General features: G+C 36.0%; 13 protein-coding genes. 5 read left to right on the plus strand and 8 right to left on the minus strand.

Going from position 1 to position 22,361, the window contains the following annotated elements:
- Window positions 1–123: 123 nt before the first annotated feature.
- The 6 genes from asnS to DDD_RS17935 all read right to left on the minus strand — a co-directional run bounded on the left by asnS (window position 124) and on the right by DDD_RS17935 (window position 8,038).
- Window positions 124–1,572, minus strand: a complete 1,449-nt coding sequence (gene asnS, locus DDD_RS04800) for an asparagine--tRNA ligase (RefSeq protein WP_015361641.1) — start codon at window positions 1,570–1,572, stop codon at window positions 124–126.
- 152 nt (window positions 1,573–1,724) lie between these two features.
- Entirely contained in the window at window positions 1,725–4,112 is a 2,388-nt protein-coding gene (locus DDD_RS04805; protein ID WP_015361642.1) for an efflux RND transporter permease subunit, read from the minus strand.
- Between the two features lie 79 nt (window positions 4,113–4,191).
- Window positions 4,192–6,384, minus strand: coding sequence for a DUF5686 family protein (locus tag DDD_RS04810; RefSeq protein ID WP_111474634.1), 2,193 nt, complete (start codon window positions 6,382–6,384; stop codon window positions 4,192–4,194).
- 128 nt (window positions 6,385–6,512) lie between these two features.
- A complete protein-coding gene (frr, locus tag DDD_RS04815; RefSeq protein WP_015361644.1) occupies window positions 6,513–7,067 on the minus strand; it encodes a ribosome recycling factor in 555 nt (184 codons plus the stop codon).
- A gap of 42 nt (window positions 7,068–7,109) precedes the next feature.
- On the minus strand, window positions 7,110–7,817 hold the full coding sequence (gene pyrH / locus DDD_RS04820; protein ID WP_015361645.1) for a UMP kinase: 708 nt from the start codon (window positions 7,815–7,817) through the stop codon (window positions 7,110–7,112).
- Window positions 7,818–7,870: 53 nt separating this feature from the next.
- Window positions 7,871–8,038, minus strand: a complete 168-nt coding sequence (locus DDD_RS17935) for a hypothetical protein (RefSeq protein WP_015361646.1) — start codon at window positions 8,036–8,038, stop codon at window positions 7,871–7,873.
- A 144-nt stretch (window positions 8,039–8,182) separates the two neighbouring features.
- Between DDD_RS17935 and DDD_RS04825 the strand changes: the two genes are divergently transcribed.
- The 4 genes from DDD_RS04825 (at window position 8,183) to DDD_RS04840 (ending at window position 13,594) form a co-directional block, all read left to right on the plus strand.
- Window positions 8,183–8,746, plus strand: coding sequence for a DUF3109 family protein (locus DDD_RS04825; RefSeq protein WP_015361647.1), 564 nt, complete (start codon window positions 8,183–8,185; stop codon window positions 8,744–8,746).
- Window positions 8,747–9,108: 362 nt separating this feature from the next.
- Window positions 9,109–10,101, plus strand: a complete 993-nt coding sequence (locus DDD_RS04830) for a ribonucleotide-diphosphate reductase subunit beta (RefSeq protein ID WP_015361648.1) — start codon at window positions 9,109–9,111, stop codon at window positions 10,099–10,101.
- A 149-nt stretch (window positions 10,102–10,250) separates the two neighbouring features.
- Window positions 10,251–12,857, plus strand: a complete 2,607-nt coding sequence (locus DDD_RS04835) for a ribonucleoside-diphosphate reductase subunit alpha (RefSeq protein WP_015361649.1) — start codon at window positions 10,251–10,253, stop codon at window positions 12,855–12,857.
- A gap of 290 nt (window positions 12,858–13,147) precedes the next feature.
- The gene (locus tag DDD_RS04840; protein ID WP_015361650.1) at window positions 13,148–13,594 is read left to right on the plus strand and encodes a ferritin-like domain-containing protein; all 447 of its coding nucleotides are present in this window, start codon (window positions 13,148–13,150) and stop codon (window positions 13,592–13,594) included.
- A 71-nt stretch (window positions 13,595–13,665) separates the two neighbouring features.
- Here the strand turns inward: DDD_RS04840 and DDD_RS04845 are convergent, their stop codons facing one another.
- Window positions 13,666–16,104, minus strand: coding sequence for a sodium-translocating pyrophosphatase (locus DDD_RS04845; RefSeq protein ID WP_015361651.1), 2,439 nt, complete (start codon window positions 16,102–16,104; stop codon window positions 13,666–13,668).
- A gap of 223 nt (window positions 16,105–16,327) precedes the next feature.
- Between DDD_RS04845 and DDD_RS04850 the strand changes: the two genes are divergently transcribed.
- Window positions 16,328–17,167 (plus strand): bacteriorhodopsin, encoded by an 840-nt coding sequence (locus DDD_RS04850; protein ID WP_015361652.1) that lies wholly within the window; start codon window positions 16,328–16,330, stop codon window positions 17,165–17,167.
- 184 nt (window positions 17,168–17,351) lie between these two features.
- Here the strand turns inward: DDD_RS04850 and DDD_RS17215 are convergent, their stop codons facing one another.
- On the minus strand, window positions 17,352–22,118 hold the full coding sequence (locus DDD_RS17215; protein ID WP_015361653.1) for a BspA family leucine-rich repeat surface protein: 4,767 nt from the start codon (window positions 22,116–22,118) through the stop codon (window positions 17,352–17,354).
- Between the last annotated feature and the right edge of the window lie 243 nt (window positions 22,119–22,361).

Genomic DNA, 22,361 nt, shown 5'->3' on the forward strand with positions numbered 1-22,361 from the left:
ACATGCTTTACAAATCATAATAATCTAAACCAGATCAATATTAAACTGGCAACATACCATACACCGAATAAAAAATCCCGATTTGAAAGAACAAATCGGGATTTTTAAAACTAATAATTTTATTTAAAACGCTGCATTACCAGGCGTACGTGGATAAGGAATAACATCTCTTACGTTACCCATACCAGTAACAAACATGACCAGTCGTTCAAAACCTAGTCCAAAACCACTATGCACCGCACTACCGAATTTGCGCATTTCTAAGTACCACCACAGCTCTTCTTCTGGAATTCCCATAGTGTCCATCTTTTGCTTTAAGACATCATAACGTTCCTCACGTTGCGATCCACCAGCTATTTCACCTATTCCTGGAAAAAGAATATCCATCGCTCTTACGGTTTCGTTTCCATTAGCATCTTTATCATTGAGACGCATATAAAACGCTTTAATTTTTGCTGGATAATCAAAAAGTATCACAGGACATTCAAAATGCTTTTCTACCAGATAACGCTCATGTTCTGATTGTAAATCTGCGCCCCATTCATTGATAGGGTATTTAAATTTCTTCTTTTTATTAGGCTTAGAATTTCTAAGAATATCAATCGCTTCTGTATAAGAAACACGCTTGAAGTGATTCTTCCCAATAAAATTTAATTTATCTCGCAATGGCATAGGACTGCGCTCAGCTTGAGGCTTGCTCTTATCTTCTTGCTCTAATCTTTTTTCTAGAAACTCAATATCGTCTGCACAATTATCTAATGCATATTGAACAACGTATTTGATAAAATCTTCGGCGAGGTCCATGTTTGCATCTAGATCATTAAAAGCAACCTCAGGCTCAATCATCCAGAATTCAGCTAAATGACGAGACGTATTTGAATTCTCTGCTCTAAAAGTCGGTCCAAAAGTATAGACTTGTCCTAATCCCATCGCATAAGTCTCAGCCTCTAGCTGTCCAGAAACAGTAAGGTTAGATTCCTTTTCAAAAAAGTCTTCTTTATAATTGATGTTACCGTTTTCATCCAGCGGCGGATTCTTTGGATCTAATGTAGAGATACGGAACATCTCACCAGCACCTTCGGCATCACTACCTGTAATGATAGGCGTGTGTGCTTGATAAAAACCGTTCTCATTAAAGTATTTGTGCACCGCATAAGATAAAGCAGCACGTACACGCATCACTGCACCAAAAGTATTCGTACGCACACGCAAATGTGCCTGCTCTCTCAGTGTTTCTAGTTTATGTCTTTTAGGAGATAGAATCGTTTTCTTTACCTCTTCAGGATCGGCGCCCGCAAGAACTTCTACCTTTGTAGCTTGAAGTTCTACACGCTGTCCAGAACCTTCACTTTCCACTAATAGTCCTGTAACAGCAACAGCGCTAGCAACGGTAATTTGATCTAATAATTCTCGATCAAAATTCTCTGGCTCAATCACAGCCTGCAAATTATGAATGGTAGAACCATCGTTAATCGCTATGAATCTATCGTTTCTAAAACTACGTACCCAACCTTTGACGGTCATCTCGATCATACTAGGATCGGACTGGAGTATGGCTGCTATTGTTTTCATTCTGTTGTTACATCTATTACAAGCGGCAAATATAATTTTTATGCACCTATAGAACAATTATTACAGCTTGTAAAACGTATAGAAAGTAAAGTAATGGGTAAAATTATTGTTAATCATTTCGCTTTCGCGAAAGCGAGAACATCAACGCTACTCTATTCCTCTTCATCACTAACTGGCTCCACCAAAGGAATCGCTGGTTTTTTAAGCGTGCGCTCGTTTGCAATACTTCGTTCTAAAGACAGCAGCATACTAGGCAACAGTAATAAATTTGCCGCCATAGCAAAAAGTAAAGTCGCACTTACCAAAGCTCCTAACGCCACTGTACCTCCAAAACTTGAAATCGTAAACGTAGAAAAGCCGAAGAATAAAACAATGGATGTATAAAACATGCTCACTCCTGTTTCTCTCAAAGCTGCATAGACTGACTTTTTAATACGCCAGTTGTTTGCGGTAAGTTCTTGGCGGTATTTGGCTAGAAAGTGAATGGTATCGTCTACAGAGATACCAAAGGCGATAGAAAATACTAAAATGGTAGAAGGCTTAATAGGAACTCCTAAGTAACCCATCAATCCTGCAGTAATTAATAAAGGAAGTAAGTTAGGAACCAGAGATACAAAAATCATACGCAAGGACTTGAACATCCACGCCATAAATAATGCAATGAGCACAATAGCCAGCGATAAAGAAAGGATCAAGTTATTGATCAAGTAATCGGTTCCTTTTTGAAAAACCAATGCTTTTCCTGTTAAGGAAACTTCATAACGATCATCAGGAAAAATAGTTTTGATCTTTTCACGCAGGTTTTCTTCTACACGCTCCATGCGGTCGGTTCCCATGTCTTTCATAAAGGTTGTGATACGAGCGTTACGGCCTGTACTATCCACAAAACTCTTCATTAAAGAAATATCATTAGAGCTTTTCTTTACCAATTCTGACATAGTAACCGCGTCATAAGTAGAAGGCAATTCAAAGTATTCTGGATCGCCACCATAAAATGCTTGCTTACTAAATTTTACCGCACTCACTATAGACATAGGTCTAGAAAGCTCTGGCGTTTCTATAATATGCTCCTCTAATTTATTGAGCTTTTTAAGTGTTTTAAGACCAGTTACTTTTTCGTTTCTACTGTAAACCACTATCTCTAATGGCATGATTCCATCAAAGCTTTCTTCAAAGAACTTGATATCTTTATAGAACTGCATCCCTTTAGGCATGTCTTCAATAAGGCTTCCTGAAACTTTGATTTGGTAGATTCCTATAAAACTCAAGATCAACACAACTACACTAGTAATGTAAATAGGAATGCGCTGTCTTTTTACCATACGCTCATTCCAGTCCGTAAAGGAATTGATCCATGTTTTACCTAAATGCTCTAAATGGCGTTCTTTAGGAATAGGTAAATAACTATAAATGATAGGAATGATCATCAAGCTCAATAAGAAAATAGCTAAAATGCAAATACTAGCTACTACACCAAATTCTACGAGCAGCTTACTCTCTGTAAAAATAAAAGTAGCAAAACCACTTGCTGTAGTCAAGTTAGTCATTAAAGTCGCATTACCTACTTTAGTAATCACGCGCTGTAACGATTTAGCTTGGTTACCATGGTTTTTAATTTCCTGTTGGTATTTATTAATTAAAAAGATACAATTAGGAATACCTATGACAATAATCAACGGTGGTATCAAAGCGGTAAGCACTGTAATCTCATAACCTATCCATCCCAATATTCCAAAAGCCCACATGACTCCTATAACAACGGTAACGATAGAAATGAATGTCGCACGCCATGATCTAAAGAAGAAAAAGAAGATTCCAGAAGTTACCAATAACGCTGCAAGCAAAAACATTCCTATTTCGTCTACGATATTCTGCGCGTTTAGAGTCCTGATGTAAGGCATTCCAGAAGTCCTGATATCAAGATTGTATTTATCTGAATAGGCATTTACTAGAGGCACAAAGTCATCTAGAATAAACTCCTTACGCTCTACAGTATTTACGATGTCTTTCTTTAAATAAATAGCAGTGCGTATCACACTATCATTTTCGGAGTAGATTAAGTTTTTATAAAATGGCAGGTCGTTAAACAGCTTTTGCTTGAAATCTTTTAGGTCTTCGTTACTTCTTAATTGCTCTGTAAGAACAGGACCCACAATAAATTTTTTATTGTCTTCTGTTTTAGAAAGATTAGGTAAATTAGAAGTAGATAAAACCATTTCTATTTCCTTAAAAGTAGCAAGCGAATCTGCTAATTCATTCCAAGCATTAAAATTTTGAAAAGTTTCAAGGTTTTTATTTTCTACACCTAAAATGATAAGGTTTCCTTCTTCACCAAATTTATCTAGAAACTGATTGTACTCTTCGTTAATTGGGTGATCATCTGGCAGTAAGTTAGCCTCAGTATGCGTAAACTGCATGTGCTTCCACTGCGTTGCAAAAGCAATAGTTATAATAACAATAAGCCCCAAAATAATTTCCCTATTGCGCAGAATGAGTCTAGCAATACTGTTCCAAAATCTAAAACTGAATAACTTTTGCATGCGGGAATTTAAGGGGTGCAAAGGTACTTAAAAGACCTAAGTATGAATCAAAAAAAAGTTAATAATGAACAGTCCAGTACTATAGCTCTAAGTAGAATGTAAATTTTAAAGCGAGGTTATCTTCAAAATCTGGCAAGTGGTAAGCTCCATAACGATAACTAGCACTTAATCCAAATCCAAAAATCAATTTATTGAGCTCCAAACCACTTTCTAAATATCCTTTCTCTAGTGAATTTACCGTCACATTTTGATGTCTTTCTACATTATCTATATCGCCCCAAGCAACTTTAGAAACGAGTACCAATTCAGGTTTTAGGAAAGAGAATACATCAAACGGCGCAAATCTATGTCGCACTTGCCCAATCATAATTTTATCAGAGAAAAATTCATTGAAATACATGGTTTCAAAACTGCGACGACCTGCAACTGAGAATCGTTGTAACACCTCATCTTTATTGGGCGCGTTAGGATAAGCGTGAAAAAGATGAGTTAAGGGTACTTCTCCAGTGCTGTAATGTCCTTCTACAAGAAATTCTGTAAAAGAATTATCAGGTCGTTTAATGGCATACTCTGCTTTTCCAGACACTTTTAAGTAATTGAAATTACTTTCTGCTATTCCTCTTATTCCTTGAGTTATTTGCCCGCTAAGAATAGGATACCCACGAGATATTTCTTGATATCCTTTAGGAGTGCGCATAAAATCACTTAAAGGACTCCATCGTGCTCCTAGAGAAACTTCTGCAAGAACATAGTCAGAAAACACCACGTCGTTATCAGGAATGAATTGATAACTGGTGGTTTGAGAAATCCGCTTTCGCGAAAGCGAGACCTCACTAATTACAGATGGAAATAAACGCTGCTGCAGGCTCATTCCATATTGTTTATATAAATAAAAGGTAGGAATATTAATCAATCGCGGTTCAAACAAAGAATACACACGCGCATCTGTGAGAAAGCTCTCCGCAGCAAATTCGGTAATATCATCCTGTTTATAAATGTTTAACCAGGTATTCTTTTCTTTATTTAAACGATAACCTATTCCGATTTTATGTTTAAAAACAGCATCTTTTGTACCGTAAGCGAGGTACCCATTGATCCTAAAATTATCACTCAGCTTTTCATTTGTTTGCCCACCTATCCCTACTCTAAAAGCTTCATAATCATTAAACTTTACGAGATATTTTAAGTCAATATCTACAAAACCAACTGGAAAATAACCCACTTTAAACTTATCGAGAGTTTCAAGATTACGTGTGATTTTGCTAGCAGCAACAATGCTATCCAGATCCATGAAGCGAGCAAGTTCTGTGGTAGAAAAAGCATCGTCACCACGGTATTTATCCCAATAGATTTCTTTTTGAGTCAACGCACTGTCTTGAATCTCTATCTTTAAGCCTTTCCTACCGTAGTCAATTTCTTTGTTAGTTTTAAAGTTAGCATTGATCGCTTCGATAATCAGATACAACTCTTCTGCAGCTTTATCGTCGTCATTTACTTTTTTCTCAATTCCTACTTCTAGTCTACCTCCAAAAAGTTCTAATTCTTTTCTCGTTTTTTCTTGACGTACGTATAATTTCCTAGAACTATTGTACCATAAAGAAGACTTACTTTCATAAGTAAAATCGTGGTAAGCTTTGATGTTTAGGTCACCAGATTTTTCAAAAATTGCTCTTGCGACAGCATAGTTTTCTTGATCAATAAATAAACTTCCTAAAAATAATACATTGTTATTTTCGTCCTTAGGTGAGAAATTTATTTTAGTCACCTTTCTACCAGAGATAATAGAATCTTTTTCTACATTAAAGTCATAGTAGGATATAGCTTTCTTATATAATGGGCTGATGTATTCCTGATCAAATATGATATATCTAGAATCATATACATTCTCAGACTGAAAATTAATGTTATAGATAGGATAAACAGGTTCATCAAAACCAGGCATGTTTGCGCCCGTAATAATTTCTTTATAACCTTCTTTCTGATTATAAATATGAACCGAGGTTTTCTCTGTAAAAAAAACACCTGTTTTCTTAAGCGTTTTACGCAACTCAGTCTTTTTATAGCCCGGACCAGTAAGCGCTTCTGGATCTCCAGATACTTTTAAATTCTCATAAGCATCGTACTTATAGGAATCTAAAACTGTCGTAGGATCATTTTGAGGAATAGCATCAAGCACTTTTTCCATGAGCTGCTGGGCTTCTTGGGTATTTTTATTTTGAGCGATCGTTATCGCACAAAATAAAAATGATAAAAAGTAAACCGTAAACTTCATGAACATAAAACTAGATGGGTTAAAAATAGAACAAGCTTTACTACTAAGATATTGTACTTAAGGAAGTATTAAGAAAATAAAAAACGCCAGCAAATGCGCTGGCGTTTTTTATGATATACAACTTGTAATTAAACAGTCATTATTTCCTTTTCTTTAACAGTTAAATGCTCATCAATTTTTGCAACGTACTTATTAGTTAAATCTTGAACATCACCTTCGGCATTTTTTAATAAATCTTCAGAAATGTCTAATTTCTTAAGATCGTTCATAGCGACTTTTCTATCGTTACGCACGCCTATTTTTGCTTCTTCACCTTCAGCTTTTGCTTGTTTTACAAGATCTTTACGTCTTTCTTCAGTAAGAGCTGGAACATTAATGATAATGCTTTCTCCGTTGTTCATAGGGTTCAAACCTAAGTTTGCATACATGATACCTTTTTCAATTTCGGTAATCATTCCTTTTTCCCATGGTGAGATGCTTAATGTACGTGCGTCTGGAGTAGAAACGTTAGCAACTTGTGAAAGCGGCGTCTGGCTTCCATAGTAATCTACCATTACCGTACTTAACATAGCAGGCATGGCTTTCCCAGCGCGTATGCTTAGTAATTGCTTCTCAAGGTGTGTGATAGCATTATCCATGTTTTCTTTGGTGCTATCGAGTATAAAATTAATTTCTTCTGTCATTGCAATAGTTTTATAAGATGCTTAGCAAATATATTGCCGTTTTTATAATTGTACTTTGGTTCCTATGTTTTCGCCTTTAAGGAGTTTGATTAAATTACCGTTAGTATTCATATCAAAAACAATAATAGGCAACTCATTTTCTTGACTCAATGTAAAGGCTGTAGTATCCATTACTTTAAGACCTTTGCGCAATACGTCTTCAAATGTAATGAAGTCAAATTTTGTTGCAGAGGCGTCTTTTTCAGGATCGGCGGTATAAATACCATCTACTCTTGTGCCTTTTAGAATGACATCTGCTTCTATTTCTATAGCTCTTAAAACTGCAGCACTATCAGTGGTAAAATATGGATTACCAGTTCCACCGCCAAAGATAACAACACGCCCTTTTTCAAGATGTCTCATCGCTTTACGACGTATAAACGGCTCTGCTACCTCATTTATTTTTATGGCAGTTTGTAATCTTGTAGGAATACCAGCATCTTCCAGAGCACTTTGTAACGCAAGTCCATTAATCACCGTAGCAAGCATTCCCATGTGATCACCTTGTACGCGATCCATTCCATTACTAGCTCCAGCAACTCCTCTAAAAATGTTTCCTCCACCTATAACGATGGCCACCTCAACACCTAGATCGGTAACTTCTTTAATTTCTTGAGCATATTCAGCCAGACGTTTTGGGTCTATACCATACTGTCGCTCGCCCATTAAAGCCTCTCCAGATAATTTTAATAAAATGCGTTTGTACTTCATAAGAATAAGATGTCTTGTGCAAATATAAATGAATTAGAAATCCTATTAAATATTTATTTTAAGTCCGCTTTCGCGAAAGCGAGATAGATAAAAGCAATAATCAATTTCCAACTTTGTAGCCCGTCTTCCGTCTTGCTAAAGGGAAGAAAACGCTGCGAGGCTCTTTTCAAATTCGAATTCGAGTTCAAGTTCAAAGAGTCATCCCAGAAAATTTGGCTCATGCTTCTTCATTTTGCCTTAAAAGCGAGTTCCAAATTTATCAGGGATCGGCTGGAAGTTTTCTCAGTCTTTGCTCATATAGACTTAGATTTAAATTTAGGTTTAACTTTTCAAAAGGTATCTTTGCAACCTTAATTACTCCTATTATGTTTCAGCTAGGTAAAACTATAGTTTCTGATGATCTTCTTGAAAAAGATTTTGTGTGTAACCTTACAGCCTGTAAAGGTGTTTGTTGCGTTGCTGGAGAAGCTGGAGCACCGCTAGAAAGAGCAGAGCTAGACATTCTAGATAATGAATATGAAAACATAAAACCCTTTTTACGTCCTGAAGGAATAGCCGCAATAGAAGAACAAGGCACCTGGATAGAAAGAGAAAATGGGGAGTTAGAAACTCCTTTAGTTGACGGTGCAGAGTGTGCATACGCAACTTTCAAAGAAGACGGCACTGCGTTGTGCGGAATAGAAAACGCTTACAGAGACGGCAAAACCACCTTCTACAAACCTATTTCTTGTCATCTTTATCCAGTACGCATTCAAGAATATACCGACTTTAAAGCTGTTAATTACCACAAATGGCAAATTTGTGATGATGCATGTGCTTTAGGTGAAGAATTAGGTGTTCCCGTTTATAAATTTCTAAAAGAACCGCTGACTAGAAAATTTGGTCAGAAATGGTATTCTGAATTAGAAGAAATCGCAAAAGATTTTTAGAGTACTTTTTGAAAATATGCGTTCAAAAAAGCCAATTTAATTTTTTTCTATCTTTCAAAAAGTGGATAACTTCTCAGAAAAAAATAAATTCCAACTGTAAGAATTTACTTCAAAATAGAGCTGAGTAGTGATAAAAACTACCGTTCCAAAACTCTTGTTCTACAAATGAACCGAAAAACACGATAAAGGTTTAACATACTGTATTTCTATATGTTACGAACTCATATTTAATATTTGTTAACTTTTACGCATGTTGAAAACTTGTGAAAAATGTAAATGTTAAACTCATGGAATCGCTCTAAAGTTGAGCCATATTTGTTAGTCCCGAGTTTAAAGAAATAACAGAGAAAATTTACAGAAGTATGGAAACGACCCAAGAACCTATTTTACAAGAGAACCCAAACAGATTTGTTATTTTCCCTATTCAACATGATGATTTATGGGAATGGTACAAAAAACAACAAGCATGCATCTGGACCGCCGAGGAAATCGATCTACAAGTAGATCTTACCGACTGGCAAAACTCTCTTAATTCTGACGAGCGTTATTTCATTAAACACATTCTAGCATTTTTTGCGGCAAGTGATGGAATCGTAAATGAGAATCTAGCAGAGAACTTTGTAAATGAAGTACAATATTCTGAAGCTAAATTTTTCTATGGTTTCCAGATCATGATGGAAAACATACATTCAGAAACTTATTCTTTACTTATCGATACTTATGTAAAAGATGATAAAGAAAAAGATCAGTTATTTAAAGCTATTGAAAACTTCCCTGCGATCAAATTAAAAGCAGACTGGGCAATGAAATGGATAGAAAGTCCATCTTTTGCAGAGCGCCTTATTGCTTTTGCAGCAGTAGAAGGAATTTTCTTTTCTGGGGCATTTTGTTCTATTTACTGGTTAAAGAAACGCGGTCTTATGCCAGGACTTACTTTTTCTAATGAGTTGATTTCTCGTGATGAAGGAATGCACTGCGATTTTGCTGTTCATTTACACAATCATCATTTAGTTAATAAAGTACCTAAAGAACGTATTACAGAAATAATTGTAGACGCGTTAAATATAGAACGTGAGTTTATTACAGAATCATTACCTGCTAGTTTGATAGGTATGAATGCTAAGTTAATGACTCAGTATTTAGAATTTGTAACAGATCGACTACTCGTAGAACTAGAATGCGATCCTGTTTACAACGTTACTAATCCATTTGATTTTATGGATTTGATCGGTATGGAAGGTAAAACGAACTTCTTTGAAAAAAGAGTTGGTGAATACCAAAAAGCCGGAGTAATGAATAGTACCAAAGAAGATAAGAGCACCATGGACTCTTTCTCTCTTGATGCCGATTTCTAAACCACTCTATTTCAAAATAGAACAATCTATAACTTAGATTGACCCATAAATAATATAGAAGGTATTTACCGATGCTTTCGCAACTGTTAACCCTAATTAATGAGAAAGGGATAAGAATCCTTTTCTCATAACCCAAAACCGAGTTCATTATGTTTGTAGTAAAAAGAGACGGCCACAAAGAGCCAGTAATGTTTGACAAGATCACAGCGAGAGTACGTAAATTATGTTACGGCCTTAGTAACCATGTAGATCCTGTAAAAGTAGCCATGAGAGTTATTGATGGTTTGTACGATGGCGTTACCACAAGTGAACTAGACAACCTAGCTGCAGAAACTGCTGCGACAATGACTACGGCTCATCCAGACTACGCAAGACTTGCTGCGCGCATCTCTGTTTCTAACTTGCATAAAAACACAAAAAAGACCTTTAGCGACGTGGTAACTGATTTATATGAATATGTAAATCCGCGTACGAGTAAAAAGGCGCCTATGATCTCTGACGAGGTTTATAAAGTAATACAAGATAATGCAGACCGTTTGAACTCGGCCATTATTTACAATCGTGATTTTGGGTACGATTACTTTGGGTTTAAAACTTTAGAGCGCAGTTATTTATTAAAAATAAACGGTCAGATTGCAGAGCGACCACAGCACATGTTGATGCGTGTATCGGTAGGAATACATATTGACGATCTTGATGCTGCCATTGAGACTTATGAGTTGATGTCTAAAAAGTTCTTCACTCATGCAACGCCTACCTTATTTAACGCAGGAACGCCTAAACCTCAAATGTCTTCTTGTTTCTTATTGACAATGCAAGATGATAGTATAGAAGGTATTTACGATACATTAAAACAAACAGCTAAAATCTCACAAAGCGCTGGCGGAATAGGTTTGTCTATTCACAACATACGCGCTAGAGGTTCCTACATCGGTGGTACTAATGGTACTTCTAACGGTATAGTTCCTATGCTTAAAGTATATAACGACACTGCTCGTTATGTAGATCAAGGTGGAGGAAAGCGTAAAGGTTCTTTTGCTATTTATATGGAACCATGGCATGCAGATATTTTTGACTTCCTTGATCTTAAAAAGAATCACGGTAAAGAAGAAATGCGTGCAAGAGACCTATTCTACGCGATGTGGATCTCAGATCTTTTTATGAAGCGTGTGGAAACTAATGATACTTGGACATTAATGTGTCCTCATGAATGTCCAGATCTTTATAATGTTCATGGTGATGAGTTTGAAGCATTGTACACTAAATACGAGCAAGAAGGAAAAGGTCGCAAAACCATTCCCGCACGTGAGCTTTGGGATAAAATTCTAGAATCTCAAATTGAAACTGGAACACCATACATGTTGTATAAAGATGCAGCAAACAACAAGTCCAATCAGAAAAATCTAGGTACTATTAGATCATCAAATCTTTGTACCGAGATTATTGAATACACGGCACCAGATGAAGTGGCTGTTTGTAATCTAGCGTCTATCGCCTTACCTATGTTTGTGAAGGATGGTGCTTTTGATCATAAAGCCTTATACAAAGTAACAAAAAGAGTGACACGTAACTTGAATAAAGTTATCGATCGCAACTATTATCCTGTTAAAGAAGCCGAAAACTCTAACATGCGTCATAGACCTGTAGGGTTAGGTATACAAGGTCTTGCAGACGCTTTTATCATGCTGCGTTTGCCTTTTACATGTGATGAGGCAAAACAATTGAACTCTGACATTTTTGAGACATTATATTTTGCAGCTTGTGAAGCCTCTATGGAAATGGCACAAGAAGAAGGTGCTTATTCTACGTTTGCTGGTTCACCTATGTCACAAGGACAGTTTCAATATAACATGTGGAACATCAATGACGACCAATTAAGCGGAAGATGGAATTGGGCAGACTTGAGAACAAAAGTAATGGAGCATGGTGTAAGAAACTCACTTCTTGTTGCACCTATGCCTACAGCGAGTACATCACAAATACTCGGAAACAATGAAGCCTTTGAACCTTATACTTCTAACATTTATACACGTAGAACACTTTCTGGTGAGTTTATAGTAGTGAACAAGCATTTGTTAAAAGACCTCGTAGATTTAGGCCTTTGGGATGATAGCTTGAAAAATGCTATCATGCGTAATAATGGTTCTATTCAAGCAATAGAAGGAATTCCAGAAGATATTAAAGAGCTTTATAAGACCGTTTGGGAATTAAAGATGAAAGACATCATCGATATGTCTCGAGAAAGAGGTTACTTTATTGATCAATCACAATCTTTGAACCTGTTCATGGAAAACGTGACGACATCAAAGTTGACTTCTATGCATTTCTACGCATGGAAGAGCGGTTTAAAAACTGGAATGTACTACCTAAGAACAAAAGCTGCCGTAGATGCCATCAAATTTACTGTAACTAAAGAAAAGAAAGCTGTTCCAGTAGCTACACCAGTAAGTACTCCTGTAATCAATACAGCAGCGCCAGCCCAAGCAGCAAATACGTTACGAGCGCAGCAAGTTCAAAAGCCTGCACCTGTAGCAGCTCCTACACCAGTTGCTCCGGCACCAGGACAGACACAATCTCTATTTGTAGATGACAGCGCGCCTGCTGCAGCAAATGTTATGAATCAAGCGCAACCTATCGTAAACACTAATGTGGTTACAGAGAATGAAGAAATGAGTGCCGAAGAGTATAAACTTATATTACAACGCGCCAAAGAAGCTGCCAGCAATGGTGATGATTGCGAGATGTGCGGATCTTAGTAAGTGATCGATTCCATAAATTTAGAAAGCCTGATCCTATGATCGGGCTTTTTTATTGGTGAAAACTAGATCAAATTATATGAGCAAGGTTAAGTGTAACGCTTTCGCGAAAGCGAGATAACAACATCAAAAACGACCCAATAGTTAATTCATTTAACACATTTTGAATTTAAGTCACTTAAAGCCTAAATATATACTAAGCTTAGCGTAAACCTATCTTAATCGCTCGTTGTCAACTGTATTCTTATCTTATATTAAGAATATAATTATTAACCATACAAACAAATACAATGAATTACACAAAAGAAGTATCCCAAAAATTAAACGATTTACTAACTAAAAATTACGATGCTGAGGCTGGATATAAACTTGCCAAAGAACAAGTAGACAGTACTAGATTGCAAAATTTCTTTGATAGACAAGTACAAGAGCGCTATAACTTTGGACATGAATTGAAAGAGGAAATTAGAAGTTATGGAGAAGAAGTAGACAAAGGAACAAGCTTAAAAGGAGATGCACATCGCACATGGATGAATTTAAAATCTACTTTTACTTCAGATAATGAAGAAGCGATCTTAGAAGAAGCGATCCGTGGAGAGAAAACTGCAGTAGAAGAATATAACAAGGTAATTTCAGAAACGACATTACCGCCATCTACAAAAAGTATTCTAACCAAGCACAGAGATGAAATTCTCAACTCATTAACAAGAGTAATTGCAATGGAAGAAATAGCCTAAGCAAATTGCATCTAAATAAAAAAGCCGTCTCATTTTCATGAGACGGCTTTTTTATAATGAAAAAGAGGCACTTATTTAAAACTAGTTACCTCGGCATCTAATTGTGCTATTTGAGCATCTACCTCAGCTTTAGTGCCTTTTAAATGATGTGTTTTTGAAACTGTAGCACCATTTACTTTACGTTTAATAGTAACATTTGCGGTTACCATTCCTGTTTCATCATCAACAGTTTTTTGCACATCAACATCTTGTATAGTAATACTTTCACCATTAACAGCTACATCTTGTATGTTATTCACTTCTATAACAGTTGGCACAGCGGCTTGTGCATCATCAGTGTGACCACCCAAAATAGGAGCAATTACTAAACCTATTAAACAAGTTAACTTGATTAAAATGTTCATAGAAGGTCCAGACGTATCTTTAAAAGGATCTCCTACAGTATCGCCAGTCACTGCTGCCTTGTGTGCATCAGAACCTTTATAAGTCATTTCACCATTAATTTCTACACCTGCTTCAAATGATTTCTTTGCATTATCCCAAGCTCCACCTGCGTTGTTCTGGAAAATTGCCCATAGCACACCACTTACAGTAACTCCTGCCATGTAACCACCTAACATCTCTGCAATAGCAAGATGATCCATTCCAAAAATCATCGGAACAAAAGCTATTACTAAAGGAAAACCTATAGTAAGAACACCTGGTAACAACATTTGCTTTAAGGATGCTTGTGTAGAGATATCTACACATTTATCATATTCGGGCTTACCAGTTCCTTCCATTATTCCTGGAATATCTCTAAACTGCCTTCTTACTTCTTCTACCATCTCCATGGCTGCTTTTCCTACAGCATTCATCGCAAGAGCACTAAATACCACTGGCACCATTCCTCCTACAAACAACATTGCAAGTACTGGCGCTTTAAAAATATTGATACCGTCTATTCCTGTAAAAGTAACATAAGCAGCAAACAAAGCCAGTGAAGTTAATGCGGCACTAGCAATTGCAAAACCTTTACCAGTTGCAGCGGTAGTATTCCCAACAGAATCTAAAATATCAGTACGTTCTCTAACGATAGGTTCTTGCTCGCTCATCTCGGCAATTCCACCGGCATTATCAGATATAGGGCCGAAAGCGTCGATCGCTAATTGCATTGCTGTTGTTGCCATCATCGCACTAGCTGCAAGAGCAACTCCATAAAAACCTGCAAAAGCATAAGATGCCCAAATCGCACCAGCAAATAATAATACTGATGGGAACGTAGAAATCATACCTGTCGCAAGACCTGCAATGATGTTCGTTCCTGCGCCTGTAGAAGATTGCTGTACAATTTTCAAGATAGGCTTTTTACCTAATCCTGTATAATATTCAGTTACAGATGATATTACAGCACCTACTACTAGTCCTACCAGCGTTGCATAGAAAACATTCATCGAAGAAATCTCAAGAAGTCCTTCACCAAAGAATTCCATTCTCATCGTTTCAGGAAGCATCCATTTACAAAGACCAAAACATGCTGCAGCAACAAGAACTATAGAAGTCCAGTTACCTACGTTTAAAGCACCCATTACCTGAGCCTCTTTTGCATCGTTACTTTTTATTTTAACCAGCATAGTTCCTATTACAGAGATAATAATTCCTACACCTGCAATTGCCATAGGTAAAAGAACCGGACCTATACCACCAAATCCTTCACTGACAATATTGCCGCCCATATCTTTGATTACGTAATTTCCTAATACCATCGCCGCAAGAACGGTCGCCACATAAGAACCAAATAAATCAGCACCCATTCCCGCTACATCACCTACATTATCTCCTACGTTATCTGCAATAGTTGCTGGGTTACGAGGATCATCTTCAGGAATACCAGCTTCTACTTTACCTACGAGGTCAGCACCTACGTCTGCAGCTTTGGTGTATATTCCACCACCTACACGTGCAAAAAGCGCAATAGACTCTGCTCCTAATGAGAAACCAGCTAGCGTCTCTAGTACAATAGTCATTGCATCAGTATCAGTCCATTGTCCACCCATAAAATAGTGGTAAAAGAAGATAAAGAAAGCTGTGAGACCTAAAACAGCAAGTCCAGCAACACCTAAACCCATTACGGTACCACCGCCAAAAGATATCTTTAAGGCATTTGGTAAACTCGTACGAGCAGCTTGAGTAGTTCGCACGTTAGTTTTGGTAGCAATTTTCATCCCTATATTTCCAGCATATGCAGAAAATACAGCTCCAAAAATAAATGCTATTACAATTAACCAGTGTGTTGTTGGTACCACAAGAGAAACTACAAAAAGTGCCACACTCACTATAGCTACAAAAATAGCTAGCAATTTATATTCAGCTTTTAAGAAGGCGAGTGCACCTTCATAAATGTAATCTGAAATCTCTTTCATTTTTCCATCTCCAGCATCTTGTTTCAAGACCCAAGATTTTTTGATGAACATGTAAAGTAATCCTAGAGCTGCCAGCACAAGTGGCATATAAATCATGTATGATTCCATAAATAATATTGTTTGGTTTTTAAAATCTTGCTAAAGTAATAAAATAATGTTAACAAAACCATCCTTATGATAAACATGAATAGCGCCTATTACAGGAATCGCATTAATGTTAAGACTATTTAAAATTTGCGGATCAAACGCTAAAAGTCTCTTATAGTTTATAACATAAAATGTAAAAGATTATAAATTAAAGGCTTATCTCCTTTATCTTGAAAATAAAAAGATGATACAAGATTTAGGAAATTCAAATTTTGAGAATTATGTAGGTGCTACAGACGGATTCTCTGAAATGGCTTATCAAATGACATCACACGTACTCACATTGGGATATGCTGTAATGTTTGCTGGTTTGCTCTATTTTATTTTAACTATTAAAAATGTAGATAAGAAATACAGAATGTCCAATATACTTTCTGCTGTGGTGATGGTTTCTGCTGCATTGCTTTTATATGCTCAAGCAGGAAACTGGACAGAAAGTTTTGCTTTTGATGCAGAAAGAGGAAAGTACTTTCTAGTTGAAGGTGGCGATTTGTTTAATAACGGTTATCGTTATTTAAACTGGCTTATAGATGTACCGATGCTGTTATTTCAAATACTATTTGTAGTGCAACTCACTAAATCTAAATTAAGCTCTGTACGTAATCAATTTTGGTTTTCTGGAGCAATGATGATTATTACAGGTTACATAGGTCAATATTATGAGGTAACTGATTTAAGCGCATTCTTTATTTGGGGAGCAATATCGACAGTATTTTTCTTCCATATATTATGGTTAATGAACAAAGTTATTAAAGAAGGTAAAGTAGGAATCCCTAAAAAAGGTCAGAAAATATTATCTAATATCTGGATTTTATTCTTGGTCTCGTGGTTCTTGTATCCAGGAGCTTATTTAATGCCGCATCTCGGTGGAATTGAAGGATTCTTGTTTAACGAGTCAGGTGTCGTAGGAAGACAAATCACCTACACTATTGCAGACGTTTGTTCTAAAGTAATTTATGGTGTATTACTTGGTAATTTGGCACTTGTATTAAGTAAAAACAAAGAAATGATAGAAACAGCCTAAGTAAACGCTAACTTTTTTCAGAAAGCCAACCCTTTGATGAGTTGGCTTTTTTTTGATCTCGCTTTCGCCCTGAGCTGCCTCAGGATAAACTTCTATTTTCAAAAAAGAAAAATAGAAAGCAGAAACTAAAAAAGCCCATTTACACTAAAGTAAATGGGCTAGATTATTTTAAATTATTAGAAAATTACTCTTTTATCAGTTTTAAAACAGAGCTGCTTTGATCGCCTTTTACCTCAACAAAGTACAATCCTGAAACCAAATGATCCACGAGAATATCCTGACTTAAAGTTGGACTATCTAATTTTTGCTGTAAGACAATTGCTCCTAGCGTATCATAAATCGTGTATTCATTAAACGCTAAGTTACTGGTTAGACTAACCGTGTTTTGAGCTGGATTAGGATAAAGACTTACTTCTAACAAATTGCTATCATTTATATTTAATGGAACAGCAACTGTTGTAGTTTCTAGATTAGTAATAATAGGGAAGTTGAAATCAAAATAAATCTCGGCTTGATTAGTAAAATCATCTCCTAAAACTAATGTATCTACTGTTTTGATTTTAAACAACACATATCCTTGACTGGCTGGCGCGGTAAATGGTAAATTAATATTATCAAATAAGAACTCTACTTTATTTCCTTCTGTAATTGTGGTAGTGTAATCGTGGCTGGCGCTTAATGGTTTCAATGTTGCAATATCAAACTTTGAAGTATCAATGTAGTCTACAATTTTAACGTTTACAGCACTTGCTGTTCCTTCATTCTCAAAACGAATTCTATAATGCACATATTCTCCTACCATAGTCGGTAAAATAGTCTCGCCTTGTAAACAAGTCTTATCATTAGGATCGTAAGAATTCACAACAGTTTGTTGTAAATCAAACACGTTATCTAGTGGCGTGTCGTCATTTGCCGTTGGGTTTATAGTCGCACTAAAGTCTAACAAATCATTACTATTTAAAGGAAAAGCAGGATCTGTAGGTGCATTAAGATTCATAGTAAACTCAATCTCACGAGTTTCAAATGGATCAAGGTTTACAAAATCCCAACTCAACATTCCTGTACTTGAAGAAGTTGTCGCAGGATTTGCTGTTAGAAAATTCATAAAATCATCTTCATAGGTGAAGTTTACAGAGCCTGACAAACGAGTGTTTCCTTTGTTTTTATAGATGAGTTTGTAGTTGGTATCAAAACCTGGTCGGGCATCTTCTAGTGGTAAAATGGTTATTTCTAGATCATCAACTGGAGTTGTTGCGGTGAGGCAGAAGTCTTGGGTTTGATTTGCGCCACCTGCAATAGTAACAGAGACAGATGGAGGCGTAGAAATAAACAAATTTGAATTCACCTCTGGTGTTAGCGTAAAATTATCATCAGGTAAATTTACACTGTACTGACCATCAATAGTATAAACTACTAGTTCGTTCGTACCGTCAGTAATAGTAATAGCCATATTTTGAGCAGGGAAATCAGAAGGATCACAACCATTTAAATCAAAATCGTACAATACATTACCAGAAAGAATAGTGTTTGGGCAAGATGATGATAAAGTATCTCCCACTATAGGCCATCCATTTTGAATAAGTATTTCTCTTGAAAAACTGTCGCAATACTCTAAGCCACTGGCATTGAAAGTATAACTGCCACTATTAGTATAAGAAACATTAAGTTGAACATAACGCTGTAGCAAAGCGTCATAATTATCAATATCCAGACCAGATCCACTAACAAAATATGTACTCGAAATAAATTGATTAAAATTCCATGACGATAAATCTTGATTAAAAGAAATGGCATCATTAAACATAAGATTCATTCTAAAGACGTTAGAAACATCCCAGTTATCTAACGGTTGATTAAATGAAGTAGCACCTTTAAACATTCCATTCATCTCAGTAACTCCAGAGACATCCCAACTATTTAAAGGCTGATTAAAAGAAGTTGCGTCTTCGAACATTCCCTCTGATGAATTAAAAAAACTTACAAAATTATTAATAGAAGTCATTCTCATTACGCCGGAAACATCCCAAGTATTCAATGGTTGATTAAAAGAGGTGGCGCCCTGAAACATAGCACGCATATCTGTAACACTTGAAACATCCCATGAAGATATGTCTAAATTAAAACTCGTGGCACCAGAAAACATGCCTCGCATACTGGTCACATTAGAAACATCCCAAGAATCTAAGAGTTGATTAAAATCAGTGGCACCAGAAAACATTCCTCGCATACTTGTCACACTAGAAACATCCCAGCTATTTAAAAGCTGGTCGAAGCTATTAGACCTTCCGAACATATTACTCATATCGGTAACATTTGAAACATTCCAAGTATTTAAAGGTTGATTAAATACACTTGCTTCATAAAACATATTGCTCATATTAGTCACACTAGATACGTCCCAAGTATTTAAAGGTTGATTAAAAACACTTGCTTCATAAAACATGCCACTCATATTTGTCACACTAGATACGTCCCAAATATTTAAAGGTTGATTAAAAACATTTGCGCCATTAAACATATTACTCATATCCGTTACACTTGATACATCCCAATTGCTTAAAGGTTGATTAAAGCTGCTCAAGCTAAGTGATGTTGAAGCAAACATAGAACTCATATCAGTAACATTAGAAACATTCCAGCTATTTAATGGTTGATTAAAAACATCAGCACGAGAAAACATATTAGACATATCTAGAACACTAGAAACAACCCAATTACTAATATTTTGGTTAAACGAAGAAGCATTATTAAACATGTGGGACATGTCGGTAACGTTTGAAACGTCCCATAAAGCTAATGGCTGATTATATGATGAAGTTTGTGAAAACATGTAACTCATATCAGTAACATTTGAAACGTCCCAATTATTTAAAGGCTGATTGAAATTAAAAGCTCGATGAAACATACTATTCATGTTAGTAACGTTTGAAACGTCCCAATTATTTAAAGGTTGATTAAAGTCTGTCGATGCATTTCCTCCAGTAAACATATAACTCATATCTGTAACATTAGAAACATCCCAGTTTGATATATCAGAATTGAATGTAGGAGCATCATAAAACATGTAAGACATATCGGTTACTTGACTTAAGTCAGGCGCATCGTTTGCTGTGATAGTTAAATTTGCACAACCGCTAAATGCTTCAAACATAGTTTGCCATGTTGAAGTTCCCCATTGGATAATAGTTAACGGATTATCTCTTGAAAATTTAAAAGAATCTAATTGATTATTAATTATGATCGTGTAAACAGCAAATGAGGATGGATAGCTATGAAAAACCCCTTGGTCTGTTACATTAGTAAAGGTATCTGTTGTCCCATCACCCCAATCAATAGTCACCGTGCCTGTTGCAGAAAATTGAAAAGAATAAATATATTGTCCTGTAGTCTCAACACTAAATACAAATTCATCTGTTGTTGCATTAGAACAAGATGATGATAAAGTATCGCCTTGGAAGTTCCATCCATCTTGAATAAGAGCTGCGCGAGACAAAACATCGCAATATTCTAAACCATTTACTCTAAATGAACTTGAAGACATTGAATTATATGGTAAATTGAGCTGTACAAAGCGTTGTAATAAGGCGTCATAATTATTGACATCCAGACCAGAACTAGATATAAAGAAAGTAAGGTCAACAGTGTTATTAAAGTTCCACGAAGATATATCTTGATTAAAAGATGATGAATTGTAAAACATAAAGGACATGGTAGTTACGCTAGAAACGTCCCAAGTATTTAAAGGCTGATCAAAAGACGTTGCACCATTAAATAAACTCCTCATCTCAGTAACACCAGATACATCCCAATTATTTAATGGTTGGTTAAAAGAAGTTGCATCATTAAATACAGCATTCATAACGCTAACGTTAGAAACATCCCAGCCGTCTAAGGGTTGATTGAATGAGGTGGCACCTCTAAACAATTCAATAATTTCGGTAGCATTGGAAAGATCCCAATTATTTAAAGGCTGATTAAATGAAGTTGCATTCCAGAACATATTTCCCATATCTGAAACACTAGAAATATTCCAATTATTTAAAGACTGGTCAAAACTAATTGCATTGTGAAACATTTCATTCATATTAGTAACTCCAGAAACATCCCAATTATCAATAGGCTGATTAAAATCTGTTGCTTCCTCAAACATATTTCTCATATTAGTAACACTAGATACGTCCCAAGTGGATATATCAGAATTAAAAGAGGTAGCTTCTGTAAACATATATGACATCTTAGTAACACTTGATACATTCCAATTATTCAAAGGCTGGTTAAAAGTTGATGCTCTCAAAAACATATATTCCATGTCAGTAACAGAAGAAACATTCCAACTATTTAAAGATTGATTAAAACTTGTGGCATCATAAAACATTCTATGCATAATAACAACATTAGAAACATCCCAGCCGTCTAAGGGTTGATTGAAACTTGTGGCGTCACTAAACATCTCACTCATATTAGTAACTCCAGAAACATCCCAATTTGATATGTCAGAATTAAAATTACTTGCACCTTTAAACATTATACTCATGCTTGTTACAAGGCTTAGATCTGGTGTATCGGTAGTTGAGATGGTTAAATTTTCACAATTGGTAAAAGTATTAAACATCGTTTTCCATACTGATGTACCCCATTGGGTAATTGTTAATGGAATATCTGATGAAAATCGAACCGTGTCCAATTGATTGTTGATAAAAACTGTATAAACTGCTTGAGAAGAATAGTTATGTGTAGCAGTAACTGGCTGGTTGCTACTAGTGTTGTTAAAATAATTATCGCTTGTACCATCACCCCAATCTACAGTAACAGAGCTAGCTGTGTCAAGTTTAAAAGAATAAGCTGTTGAAGGACTATTTGTCAAATCAACCTCAAAAACAAAATCATCCACGGTCTGCGCACTTGCAATAAATCCAAAAAACAAAACAGCTATAAAAGTAAAAAGCCTCATAAAAATATAATTTGCGCTAAAATAGAAGATTATCACGGCATATTCTTACAAAAGAGGAATTTATGTGATCTCGCTTTCGCCCTGAGCTGCCTCAGGATAAACTTCTATTTTTAAAAAAGAAAAATAGAAAGCAGGAAAAAAGTAGAAAATAAGATTAGAATCATTGCTAGCCGATACCGCTATGCAGCGGTATGACAGTTGAAAAGAATAAGCAGATTACTTCGTCGTGCACTCCTCGTAATG

Source organism: Nonlabens dokdonensis DSW-6 (genome assembly GCF_000332115.1).
Taxonomy (GTDB): Bacteria; Bacteroidota; Bacteroidia; order Flavobacteriales; family Flavobacteriaceae; genus Nonlabens; species Nonlabens dokdonensis.